The sequence below is a fragment of the Pseudomonas sp. ASL8 genome, assembly GCF_056680355.1.
In genome coordinates this window covers 4,488,376-4,500,268 of record NZ_CM155278.1, presented here as the reverse complement: position 1 = coordinate 4,500,268, position 11,893 = coordinate 4,488,376, and the positions used below count along the sequence as shown (strand labels likewise).

The following is an 11,893-nucleotide window of genomic DNA, read 5'->3' as shown; positions in this document are numbered from 1 at the left end:
CTTTGTAGGAGCTGCCGAAGGCTGCGATAAATCTGAAGAGCAGCACTGAACTGACGACTGATCGCAGCCTTCGGCAGCTCCTACAGGGGGCGTGCACACAGGTCATCTGAGTGTAGCCGCTGTGTTCAACCTCCCCCCGGCGCGAGCATCAGGTTCGGCGCCTGGCGTTGGTAGCCGTCCAGGTCCAGACGCATGTCCAGCGTCAGGCTGGTCAGGTCCGCTGAAAGCGCCTCGGCTTCTGCATCATTTTCCAGGTAGAGCAGTTTCAGGTAACTGTTGCAGCCGGGACAGATTTCAGCCCGCAGTGGCGCCTGGTTGGCTGCATGGCGGTCATCTTCGAAACTGACGTACTTCAGGCCCTTGCTCTGTTCGCAGTAGATGCATTTGACCCGCACCACATGCCATTCGCAGGCACACAACGCACACACCAGATAGCGCAATCCGTTGTACTTGCCTCGGTGGCGAATCACCCCCGCCATGGCTGGCGAACCGCAGGCCGGGCATTGGCCGAGACTGTCGCAGGGCTTCAGGTCCATGGGTGGCATGTGCAGCAACCAGTGACTCCAGGCTGCCTGCAAGGCGGCACCGAGAAACGGTACCAGCGCTGCGGGCAATCCCTCAAACTGGCCGCTGAGCAACGCAATGGCCCACGCCTTGCGCTGCCCGGCACTGGCGTTGCGCAAGGTCGCGATGGCTTTTTGCACGGGCGGCTGGGGCGGTACCTGATAACGCAGCAACAAGGCATCCAGATACGGCTGCCAACCGTCCTCGCGCACCAGACTGTCGGCGGCCAGCGGCGGCAAGCCGTGTTGCTGACATAAAAGCACGTGCTCGGGGTCTGGGGCTGTGGCTGACGGCGGTTGATCCAACAGGCTCTGCTGGACGCGGCAAAGAGTGGCGATCAACGCCAGATAGTCGGCCAGCGGATGCCCACGGGCCACCTGCTCCAGACGTTGGGCGCGTAACGTGAACAGATTGTGCGGTGGCAGGTACAAAAACGGCGGCGCACTGGCTGACGCTTCGATCTGTCCGGGCTCAAGTATCGTGCTCAAAAGTCATCCCTTTTTTATTATCGGGCGGTCGGGACGCTCAACGCGGCTGTCATCGCGAGTCACCTCGCGGTACCAGAGCTCATGGTGTTTCTTCGCCCAGGCGCTACTGACCCAGCCATGCAGCATGGCGTTCACCGAACCCTTGATCCAGATGCCCGCATAGATATGCACGATGATGCTCAGTATCAGCACAAAGGCTGCCACGGCATGCAACAGCATCGCCAGGCGAATGGCCGTGATACTGAAGTAGTTGCTGAAATACACCCGCCAGATCACCAGACCGCTGAGTAACAGCACCCACATGCAGATCAGTAAAGTCCAGAACAGCAGCTTCTGCCCAGGGTTGTATTTGCCGATTGGCGGTACACCCTCCTCTTCGTTACGCATCACACGGTTAATCCGCTTGAGCCACAGGCGGTCGTTGGCGATAAAGAAGTTAGCCCGCCAGAAGCGGATAACCAGCCCCAGAAACAGCAGGAACATCAGGACGCCCATGAAGGGGTGCAGGATGCGTGTCCAGGGTCCGCCGCCAAACACGTGACTGAGCCAGAACAGCGCCGGATGGAACAGTGCCAACCCTGACAGGGCCACCATGAAAAACAGAATCGCTACCAGCCAATGATGGGTGCGTTGATTGGCGGTGTAACGCAGGATCGGTTTGTGATTCATGGTCTGTCTTCCCCGCGAGGGCCTGGGTTATGCGGATCATAGACATGCACGGCCGGGTCGACCTCATGCACGCTGGGGTCCTTGCCCGCCTGATGCTCGTCTTCTTCGACCCGCTGCGGGCCAATGCGCACGTAATGGAAAAATCCCGCCAGTACCGCCGCACCCATGGCCAGCAACGCCAGGGGTTTACTCACGCCTTTCCAGAGGTCCACGAATGGACTGATCACCGGGTCCTTCGGCAAGCCCGCGTAGAGCGAAGGATCGTCGGCGTGGTGCAGCACGTACATCACATGGGTGCCACCGACCCCGGAAGGATCGTACAGCCCAGCGTGCTCGAAGCCCCGAGACTTGAGGTCCACGATGCGTTCGGCGGCATGCTCTTTCATGTCCTCCTTGCTGCCGAACACGATGGCTCCGGTCGGGCAGGTCTTGACGCAGGCGGGCTCCAGACCTACTGCCACCCGGTCCGAGCACAGCGTGCACTTGTAGGCCTTGTGATCCTTCTGCGAGATGCGCGGGACATCGAAGGGGCAGCCGGTGATGCAATAGCCACAGCCGATGCAATGGTCCTGATTGAAGTCGACGATGCCGTTGGCGAGTTTGACGATTGCCCCCGGGCTCGGGCAGGCCTTCAGGCAGCCAGGGTCAGCACAGTGCATGCAACCATCCTTGCGGATCAGCCATTCCAAGTTACCCGCCGTGTTTTCATGCTCAGTGAAGCGCATCAGCGTCCAGGTCTCGGCGCTGAGGTCATGGGGGTTGTCGTAAGTCCCGTGGTTGTGACCGACCTCGTCGCGCAGCTCGTTCCATTCCGAACAGGCAACCTGACACGCCTTGCAACCGATGCACTTGGTGGTGTCGATCAGCTTGGCCACTTCCTCTTGTTGACGCACCGAAGGCGGTAAGGTGGTGGTGGCCGAACGGGCAATAATGTCTTGGCTGGCCATTTAGAGTTTCTCCACGTTGACCAGAAATGACTTGGATTCCGGGGTCTGGGTATTGCCGTCGCCGAGGAATGGCACCAGGGTATTGGTCAGGTAGCCATGGCGGGTGAGCCCGGTAAAACCCCAGTGCAGCGGGATACCGATATGGTGCACCGTCTGATTGTTGACCTGCAGCGGTCGAATCCGTTTAGTCACCACCGCCACCGCCTCGATATGCCCGCGCTTGGAACTGACCCGCACCCGGTCGCCCGCGACGATGCCCTTCTCCTTGGCCAGGACTTCACCAATCTCGACAAATTGCTCGGGCTGGGCAATCGCGTTGATCCGGCAATGCTTGGTCCAGAAGTGAAAGTGCTCGGTCAGCCGGTAACTGGTCGCGGCGTAGGGGAAGTCCTTGGCCGTTCCGAGCGAGTCCCAGACCGAATCGAAAATACGAGCAGCCGGATTGCTCGTGACCTTTTTGTTGTCGGGGTGCAATGGGTTGATGCCGATAGGCGTCTCGAACGGCTCGTAATGCTCCGGAAACGGTCCTTCGGCCATTTTGTCGATGGCAAAGAAACGCGCTACCCCTTCGGGGTTCATGATGAAGGGGTTCATGCCCGCTTCTGGCGCCACATCGGCCTTGTAGTCGGGAACGTCAGTGCCGGTCCAGACCTTGCCGTTCCACCACAGCAGACGCTTGTTCTCGGCCCAGGGCTTACCCTGCGGATCGGCCGAGGCGCGGTTGTAGAGAATGCGTCGGTTCATCGGCCAGGCCCACGCCCAACCCAGGTGCTGCTTCATGCCATAAGGGTCACTGTTGTCGCGGCGGGCCATCTGGTTACCCTGTTCGGTCCAGCTGCCGCAGAAAATCCAGCAGCCCGACGCGGTGCTGCCATCGTCCTTGAGCTGGGCGAAGCCGGCCAGTTGCTGGCCGCTCTTGATTGCCGCGCCGCTGGCATCGGCGAAGTCAGCGGTAGCGCTGCCATTGATTTCCCGGGCGAGCTCTTCTGGTGATGGCTCGTCCGGAATTTTATAGGGCCAGCCGAGCTTGAGGATCGGGTCGGGAAATGCACCGCCGTTAGCTTGATAGCGTTGGCGCAAGCGCAGGAACAGCTCGGTCATGATCTGCACGTCGGTGCGGGCTTCACCTGGGCCGTCGGCGCCTTTCCAGTGCCATTGCAACCAGCGACTGCTGTTTACCAGTGAGCCGTCCTCTTCGGCGAAACAGGTGGTGGGCAAACGAATCACTTCGGTCTGGATACTGGCGGTATTGACGTCATTGTAGGGCCCGGCATTGCGCCAGAACTCCGAGGTCTCGGTCGCCAATGGGTCCATCACCACCAGCCATTTGAGTTTGCCCAGTGCGGCGGTCACCCGGTTTTTGTCGGGCAACGCAGCGATGGGGTTGAAGCCCTGGCACATATAGCCGTTGACCTGGCCCTGGCCCATCATGTCGAACATTTTCAAGATGTCGTAGCCGGGGATGTCGAGTTTAGGCAGCCAGTCATAGCCCCAGTGGTTTTCTGCCGTGGCGTTGGCCCCATACCATGACTTCATCAGGCTGACGTGGAACTTGCCGTAGTTCTGCCAGTAGGACAACTGCCCTGGACGCAACGGTTTTAGCGCACGCTTGGCAATATAAGCGTCGTAGTCCTGTTCGCCATCACTCGGCAGTGTCAGGTAGCCGGGCAGTGAATTTGACAAGAGTCCCAAATCCGTCAGGCCCTGGATGTTGGAGTGCCCGCGCAAGGCATTGACCCCGCCGCCAGGCATGCCGACGTTGCCCAGCAACAGTTGGACCATGGCCGCACTGCGGATCATTTGTGAGCCGACCGAATGCTGGGTCCAGCCCAAGGCGTAGAGAATCGTCATGGTCTTGCCCGGTTGCGAGCAGGTGGCGATCTCGGTCCATATCTTGACCATGGCGTCTTGCGGCATACCGCAGATCTGGCTGGCCAGCTCCGGGGTATAGCGGCTGTAGTGGTGCTTCATCAACTGATAGACGCAGCGCGGGTCTTGCAGGGTTGGGTCGACCTTGGCAAAGCCGTCCTCACCGAGTTCGTAACCCCAACTTGATTTATCGGTGTAGGTGCGTTTGGCCGCGTCGTAGCCGGTGAACAAGCCGTCTTCGAAGCCAAAGCCCGCCTTGACGATGAACGATACGTCCGTATAGGCCCGCACGTATTCGTGCTGAATCTTGTCTTCAGTCAGCAAGTAGTTGATCAGCCCACCCATGAACGCTATGTCGCTACCGGTACGGATCGGCGCGTAATAGTCGGCCACGGAGGCGGTACGGGTAAACCGTGGGTCGACCACGATCAGCCGCGCCTGATTGTGCGCTTTGGCTTCCGTTACCCACTTGAAGCCGCAAGGGTGAGCTTCGGCAGCATTGCCGCCCATGACCAGGATCAGGTTCGCGTTGGCGATATCGGTCCAGGTATTGGTCATGGCTCCACGGCCGTACGTCGGGGCAAGACTTGCCACCGTCGGACCGTGTCAGACACGCGCCTGGTTATCGAACCCCAGCATGCCAAGGCTGCGAATGACCTTATGGGTCAGGTACCCGGCCTCATTGGACGCCGCAGAGGCCGCAAGAAAACCCACCGACAGCCAGCGGTTGACAGTCTGGCCTTGGGCATTCTTCTCGATGAAGTTGGCATCACGGTCCGCCTTCATCAGGTCGGCGACGCGATCGAGCGCTTCATCCCAGGACACCCGCGTCCACTCGTTGCTGCCCGCCTTGCGCACCTGCGGGTATTGCAAACGGTCCGGGCTATGGATGAAGTCCAGCAGGCCCGCGCCTTTGGGGCACAGGGTGCCTCGGTTGACCGGATGGTCGGCGTCGCCTTCGATGTGGATGATGTTTTGCGCGACGTTCTTGGCCGAATCGCCCTGGCTGTACATGATCAAGCCGCAGCCCACCGAACAATAGGGGCAGGTGTTACGGGTTTCATGGGTATGGGCCAGCTTGAAGTGACGCACTTGCTCGGCGAAGGCTGGCTCAGGGGCCATGCCCAGCGCGGCCAGGCTTGAGCCGCCAAGTCCAATGGCGGCGACCTTGAAGAACTGACGACGGTTGAGATCCATCGTGTACTCCTGATCAGGTGGAGGACACTCTGGACGTGGCCGGGGTGTCTTGGACGATCACGGTTGCGTCGACGGCGCGGCCGCCGACACTTGATACTTTAGTCAAGATTGCAAACGCTGTAATGAAACCGGATCGCCGGTGATCGCCAACTGCCAGCCATCCCTGATCAAGGTGCTGGATATCAGAAGTTCGCGGGGGTGTTCGCGCTGATGATCTCGGCCTCGTCCTGCCCGATGTTTTGAAACCGGTGAGGCAAGGTGGTGGAGAAATAGTAACCGTCACCGGCATTGAGCACGCTGACTTGGCCATCAACCGTCAACTCGACCGTGCCGCGTGTCACCAGCCCGCACTCCTCACCTTCGGCATGCACGATGGGTTCCTCGCCGGAGCTCGCGCCTGGTGCGTATTGCTCGCGCAAAAAACGCATCTGCCGGCTCCCCACGGTCGCACCTATGAGCAACAGACGCAGGCCATTACGGCCCAGATCGGGTTGTTCATTGGCGCGGAAGACGTAGCGGTCCTCCCGAGGGGGTTGGTCGAAGGTAAAGAAATCAGCCAGTGACATGGGTATGCCGCCGAGCAATTTCTTCAGAGAACTGACTGAAGGGCTTACACGATTCTGCTCAATCAGGGAGACCGTGGCATTCGTGACGCCGCTACGCCTGGCCAGCTCGCGCTGAGACAGTTTGTAGCTTTCACGTACTAATTTGAGTCGTGTCCCCGTGTCCATGGCAGCCTTATGTGAAAAATACTCAAAGGGTAGAGCGTCGAGTATTAAATCACGTTTGTTCATAGAGCTCAGCCGATTGCATAAGTGGCCGACAAAAAGAACGGCGGCCTGCGTTGAGCGGGCCGCCGCAATCAATGTGTGCTAGATGCCGAACCGGTCACGCATGGCGTAATACGTGGCGCCCAGGGCCGTAAGTGGAACCTGGAACGCCCTGCCACCCATCATCGGCATGTGCGGGAGGGATGCAAACGCGTCGAAGCGTTCCGCGTCACCACGAATCATCTCCGAAATCAGTTTCCCGGCCAGGTGCGAGCAGGTCACGCCATGCCCGCTGTAGCCTTGCATGTAGTAGGCATTTTTTTCAACGCGACCGAATTGAGGCATGCGAGACATGGTCAGCAAGAAGTTGCCTGTCCAGCGGTAATCAATTTTGATCCCTTTCAACTGTGGAAACGTCTTGAGGATTTTTGGCAGGATCAGTTGTTCGATGTCTTTCGGCTCGCGGGCACCGTAAACCACACCGCCCCCGTAGAGCAGGCGGTTGTCTGCCGTGAGCCGGAAATAATCGAGCAGGTAGTTGCAGTCTTCGACACAGTAATTGTGGGTGATCAGGCTCTTGGCAACTTTTTCCGACAACGGCTCGGTCACGACAATTTGTGAGCCGCACGGCATGCTCTTGCGCGTCACGCGCGGGTCCAGGTCTTCGTTCAGGTAAGCGTTGCCCGCAATCAGCAGGTACTTTGCTCTCACCTGGCCTTTGGCCGTGCTCACAACGATAGGCTCGCCGTAAGCGATGTTGATCGCGGCCGACTGCTCGAAAATTTTCCCGCCCAGCCGAATGATGGCCGCCGCTTCACCCAGCGCCAGGTTCAACGGATGAACGTGCCCGCCCGACATGTCCAGAAGGCCACCGACATAATTGTCAGTACCGACTTCTTTAGCGATGTCGGCGGCACCGAGCATCCGCAGTTGCTGGTTGCCGTAGCGTTCCCAATGACTTTTTTGCCCTTCAAGACCTTTGAGTTGCTTCTTGTTGAGCGCAGCGAAAATGCCGCCTTGGCGGTAATCGCATTGGATGTCGTACTGCTTGATTCGCTGGCGGATGATGTCTCCACCCTCGAAAATCATGCTTCCCAGCACTTGCGCGGTTTTGTCGCCGTAACGCTGTTCGATGACATCGACATCACGGCTGTACGAGTTGACCAACTGACCGCCGTTGCGACCGCTCGCCCCGAAGCCCACTTTGGCACTTTCGAGGACGGTCACGCTGTAGCCTGCTTCGGTCAGAAACAGCGCCGATGACAAGCCGGTGTATCCCGCGCCGATCACACAGACATCGCATTCGATAACCTGGTCAAGAATCGGGAAATCGCCGACGTTGTTCCGGGTCGTGGCGTAGTAGCTATTTACGTAAGGTTGCATGATTGAATTCCTCGGCGGGACACACAGCTGTGCATGTGTCCGCCTTTTTCAAGAGGTTTAAAGCTTGATCCAGGTTGCCTTGAGTTCGGTGTACTTATCGAACGCATGCAATGACTTGTCTCGACCGTTGCCCGATTGCTTGAATCCGCCAAAGGGCGCGGTCATATCGCCGCCGTCGTACTGGTTGACCCAGACACTGCCGGCCCGAAGGCCTCTGGCAACGCGGTGAGCTTTGCTCAGGTCCCGCGTCCAGACGCCTGCCGCCAAGCCAAAGATGCTGTCGTTGGCGATGCTCAACGCTTCTTCGACCGTGTCGAAGGTGATGACCGATAGCACCGGGCCGAAGATCTCTTCCCGGGCAATGGTCATCGCATTGGTCACGCCCTCGAAAATCGTCGGTTCGATATACAGGCCGCCGGTGTCCTCAAGAATTCGATTGCCGCCCGCGAGCAATCGGGCGCCCTCCTTCTTGCCGACGTCGATGTACCTGAGCACGGACTCAAGCTGACGTCCATCGACCACGGCGCCGACGGTCGTCGCCGGGTCCAGTGCATGCCCGGGCGTCCAGGCTTTTAGCGCCTCGACGACCATAGGAATGAACTGGTCCTTGATCGACCGCTCGACCAGCAACCGTGAACCCGCCGTACAGACTTCGCCCTGGTTGAAGGCAATGGCACTGGCCGCCGCCTGCGCTGCAGCGTGCAAATCGGGAGCATCGGCAAAGACGATGTTAGGGCTTTTGCCACCCGCCTCGAGCCATACACGTTTCAGGTTGCTCTGTCCGGCATAGATCAGCAGTTGCTTGGCGACAGCGGTGGAGCCGGTAAACGCCAGTACATCAACATCCGCATGCAATGCCAGCGCTTTGCCGACCGTATGACCGAACCCCGGCAACACGTTGAAGACACCCTTGGGTATCCCCGCTTCCAGCGCCAACTGGGCAATCCGAATCGCCGACAGTGGCGACTTCTCAGACGGTTTGAGAATAAAGGAGTTACCAGCAGCCAGCGCCGGCGCAAACTTCCAGCTGGCCATGATCATCGGGAAGTTCCACGGCACGATAGCAGCCACCACGCCCGCAGGTTCTCGGGTAATCAGCCCCAGTTGGTCCGCTGGCGTAGGGGCGACCTCGTCGTAAATCTTGTCGATCGCCTCTGCATTCCATCGGATCGCGTTAGCAGTCGCTGGCACGTCGATGGCCAGGGCGTCGCTGATGGGTTTACCCATGTCGAGGGTTTCCAGCAGCGCCAGTTCCTCTTTATGGGCGAGGATCAGGTCGGCGAAACGGATAAGAATCCGCTTGCGCTCTACCGGCGCGAGCCCTGACCACACGCCTGATTCGAACGCCCGGCGAGCGGCCTGTACCGCAATGTCGGCATCGGCCACGTCGGTGCTTGCGACGTTCGCCAGAAAGCGCCCGTCGACCGGGCTATTGCTGGCGAACGTTTCACCGCTGGCGGCCCAGCAGTATTGGCCGTCAATGAATGCCCGACCTTCAAGGGTGAGTGACTGGAAGTACTGCTCCCAGTCGCTGCGATTTTTGACCATTTTTATAAACTCAACGCAGAGAATGTTGGCGAGCGTCAGACCGTGTGCAAGTACCAGTTGTACTCAAGGTCTGAAATGGAGTTCTCAAACTCGGCGAGTTCGCTCTCTTTGCACGCAACAAAAACGTCGATGTACTTGGGGTCGATGTAGCGCGCCAAAATCTCGCTGTCATCCAGCTCGCGCAACGCATCGCGCAGGTTGTTGGGCAGGCTTTGCTCGTTCTGTTCGTAGGAGTTGCCTTCAACAGGCTCACCCGGTTCGATCTTGTTGGTCAGGCCGTGATGCACACCGGCAAGGACCGCCGCCATCAACAGATACGGGTTGGCATCCGCGCCCGCCACCCGGTGTTCGATACGCACGGCATCCGGGGAGCCGGTCGGTACTCGAATTGCCACAGTCCGGTTATCGATCCCCCAGCTTGGAGAGTTCGGCACATAGAACTGCGCGCCGAAGCGACGGTACGAGTTTACGTTCGGGCAGAGGAAAGCCATCGAGGCCGGCAAGGTTTCCAGCACGCCACCAATGGCATGGCGCAGGATCTCGCTTTTTTCCGGGTCGTCGCAGGTAAAAATATTTTTGCCGTCTTTGTCCAAAATAGAAATATGCACGTGCAGCCCGTTACCCGCTTGTCCGGGATACGGTTTGGCCATGAAGGTGGTGTCCATTTCATGGTCATAGGCGATGTTCTTGATCAGGCGCTTGAGCAAGACCGCGTAATCGCACGCCTTGATCGGATCAGCGACGTGATGCAGGTTCACCTCGAATTGCGCAGGCGCACTTTCCTTGACGATGGCATCCGCGGGGATACCTTGCTCCTTGGCACCTTCAAGAATGTCTTGCAGGCAATCAACGTATTCGTCCAGATCATCGATCAGGTATACCTGAGTCGAATGCGGACGTTTGCCGGAGATAGGCGAGCGTGGAGACTGCGGACGACCGTTCACGTTCTCCTGGTCAATCAGGTAGAACTCCAGCTCGAAGGCGGCACAGATAGTCAGGCCCATCTCATCGAATTTGCTGACGACCTGACGCAGGACTTCGCGAGGGTCGGCGAAAAACGGCTGCCCTTCGAGTTCGTGCATGGTCATGAGTAGTTGAGCAGTCGGACGTTTTTGCCACGGTTCGTCGCAGAGGGTGTCAGGGATCGGATAACAGATTCGGTCGGAATCACCGATATCCAGACCCAGGCCTGTGCTTTCCACCGTAGAGCCGTTGATATCCAGGGCAAACAGGGAGGCAGGCAGGTTGATACCTTTCTCGTAGACCTTGTGAAGACTGGTGCGCTCGATGCGTTTGCCACGCACCACGCCGTTCATGTCCGCAATCAGCAGGTCAACGTACAAAACCTCAGGATGTTTCTTAAGGAATGCGTTCGCTTCATTGAGCTGAACGGCACGCAGGGGTACCGACATGTTGGAAGACCTTTATTGTTAATAATAATATTCACCGCCCTTTCACTACTCCAGTCAATCCGAAAGGATTTAGGAAGTCAACGGGTATTATTTGCGCAATATCGAACAGTAAGGATATTTTGTGCGAAATCTTTTACAGAACGGTTGTTAATTAAAATCAACATGGCTAAGCTCCGGAAAAGCTCGTTCAAGCGTATTTTTCGAGGTGATAAAAATGGCAATCAAGCCATTGGTTGGTGTGACTGCGTGCGTCAAAGACATTGGGCTGCATGCCTACCATGTGAGCGGAGACAAGTACTTGCGTGCTGTGTGCGTCGCCGCGCAAGGGCTTCCCGTCGTTATTCCGTCCCTGGCGGAACTGACTGATATAGACGGGTTGCTGGAACATTTGGACGGCCTGCTGTTTACCGGTTCGCCCTCAAATGTTGAGCCGTTCCACTATCAGGGCGCAGCAAGCGAAGCGGGCACCGCCCACGATCCCCAGCGTGATAGCACCACCCTTCCCCTGTTGCGTGCAGCGGTGGCTGCTGGCGTTCCAGTGCTCGGCATTTGTCGAGGTTTTCAGGAAATGAACGTGGCCTTTGGCGGCAGCCTCCACCAGAAAGTGCACGAGACCGATACGTTCATGGATCATCGCGAAGCCGACGATTCAAGCCTGGAAGTCCAATACGGTGTCGCCCATACCGTGCACGTGCAGCCTGGCGGGGTATTCGAAGCACTCGATCTGCCCCCCGTTATCCAGGTCAATTCAATTCATTCCCAAGGCATTGACAGGCTGGCACCCGGTTTACGGGTCGAGGCCACCGCCAGCGATGGACTGATCGAGGCGATCTCAATCGAAGGCAGCAAAACCTTTGCCGTCGGCGTGCAATGGCACCCGGAATGGCAGGTGCTATCGAACCCTCCTTACTTGAGTATTTTCCAGGCGTTTGGCGACGCGTGTCGGCAGCGCGCTGCGCGTCGAAGCGTGCGCTGACGGCTCGATCTCGACCGCACAAGACAACATTCAACGATCCAGACGTCACTGTGAAGTGGACTGTGCATGT

The 11,893-nt window shown here is 58.3% G+C and carries 9 protein-coding genes; 1 reads left to right on the top strand and 8 read right to left on the bottom strand.

Annotated elements, in window-relative coordinates; genetic code table 11:
* Positions 1 to 125: 125 nt before the first annotated feature.
* The 8 genes from fdhE to AC1MEA_RS20520 all read right to left on the bottom strand — a co-directional run bounded on the left by fdhE (position 126) and on the right by AC1MEA_RS20520 (position 10,847).
* On the bottom strand, positions 126 to 1,052 hold the full coding sequence (gene fdhE / locus AC1MEA_RS20555; RefSeq protein WP_480417207.1) for a formate dehydrogenase accessory protein FdhE: 927 nt from the start codon (positions 1,050 to 1,052) through the stop codon (positions 126 to 128).
* 3 nt (positions 1,053 to 1,055) lie between these two features.
* Positions 1,056 to 1,721, bottom strand: a complete 666-nt coding sequence (locus tag AC1MEA_RS20550; protein ID WP_480417206.1) for a formate dehydrogenase subunit gamma — start codon at positions 1,719 to 1,721, stop codon at positions 1,056 to 1,058.
* Positions 1,718 to 2,668, bottom strand: a complete 951-nt coding sequence (fdxH, locus tag AC1MEA_RS20545) for a formate dehydrogenase subunit beta (RefSeq protein ID WP_449636164.1) — start codon at positions 2,666 to 2,668, stop codon at positions 1,718 to 1,720. The genes AC1MEA_RS20550 and fdxH overlap by 4 nt, the downstream gene beginning before the upstream one ends.
* The gene (gene fdnG / locus AC1MEA_RS20540) at positions 2,669 to 5,734 is read right to left on the bottom strand and encodes a formate dehydrogenase-N subunit alpha (RefSeq protein WP_480417205.1); all 3,066 of its coding nucleotides are present in this window, start codon (positions 5,732 to 5,734) and stop codon (positions 2,669 to 2,671) included.
* A gap of 182 nt (positions 5,735 to 5,916) precedes the next feature.
* On the bottom strand, positions 5,917 to 6,465 hold the full coding sequence (locus AC1MEA_RS20535) for a cupin domain-containing protein (protein WP_219062030.1): 549 nt from the start codon (positions 6,463 to 6,465) through the stop codon (positions 5,917 to 5,919).
* A gap of 141 nt (positions 6,466 to 6,606) precedes the next feature.
* On the bottom strand, positions 6,607 to 7,887 hold the full coding sequence (locus tag AC1MEA_RS20530; RefSeq protein WP_219061741.1) for an NAD(P)/FAD-dependent oxidoreductase: 1,281 nt from the start codon (positions 7,885 to 7,887) through the stop codon (positions 6,607 to 6,609).
* A gap of 57 nt (positions 7,888 to 7,944) precedes the next feature.
* Positions 7,945 to 9,435, bottom strand: a complete 1,491-nt coding sequence (locus tag AC1MEA_RS20525) for an aldehyde dehydrogenase (RefSeq protein ID WP_480417204.1) — start codon at positions 9,433 to 9,435, stop codon at positions 7,945 to 7,947.
* A gap of 35 nt (positions 9,436 to 9,470) precedes the next feature.
* The gene (locus tag AC1MEA_RS20520) at positions 9,471 to 10,847 is read right to left on the bottom strand and encodes a glutamine synthetase family protein (RefSeq protein ID WP_449636167.1); all 1,377 of its coding nucleotides are present in this window, start codon (positions 10,845 to 10,847) and stop codon (positions 9,471 to 9,473) included.
* Between the two features lie 214 nt (positions 10,848 to 11,061).
* On the opposite strand from AC1MEA_RS20520, the gene AC1MEA_RS20515 reads away from it, so the two are divergent.
* The gene (locus AC1MEA_RS20515) at positions 11,062 to 11,823 is read left to right on the top strand and encodes a gamma-glutamyl-gamma-aminobutyrate hydrolase family protein (RefSeq protein ID WP_219061738.1); all 762 of its coding nucleotides are present in this window, start codon (positions 11,062 to 11,064) and stop codon (positions 11,821 to 11,823) included.
* Positions 11,824 to 11,893 lie beyond the last annotated feature (70 nt).

Excerpts from the sequence above, each read along its gene's own strand:
- AC1MEA_RS20550 (WP_480417206.1), bottom strand. The coding sequence starts at position 1,721 with ATGAATCACAAACCGATCCTGCGTTACACCGCCAATCAACGCACCCAT.
- AC1MEA_RS20515 (WP_219061738.1), top strand. The coding sequence starts at position 11,062 with ATGGCAATCAAGCCATTGGTTGGTGTGACTGCGTGCGTCAAAGACATT.
- AC1MEA_RS20530 (WP_219061741.1), bottom strand. The coding sequence starts at position 7,887 with ATGCAACCTTACGTAAATAGCTACTACGCCACGACCCGGAACAACGTC.
- AC1MEA_RS20525 (WP_480417204.1), bottom strand. The coding sequence starts at position 9,435 with ATGGTCAAAAATCGCAGCGACTGGGAGCAGTACTTCCAGTCACTCACC.
- AC1MEA_RS20535 (WP_219062030.1), bottom strand. The coding sequence starts at position 6,465 with ATGGACACGGGGACACGACTCAAATTAGTACGTGAAAGCTACAAACTG.
- fdxH (WP_449636164.1), bottom strand. The coding sequence starts at position 2,668 with ATGGCCAGCCAAGACATTATTGCCCGTTCGGCCACCACCACCTTACCG.
- AC1MEA_RS20520 (WP_449636167.1), bottom strand. The coding sequence starts at position 10,847 with ATGTCGGTACCCCTGCGTGCCGTTCAGCTCAATGAAGCGAACGCATTC.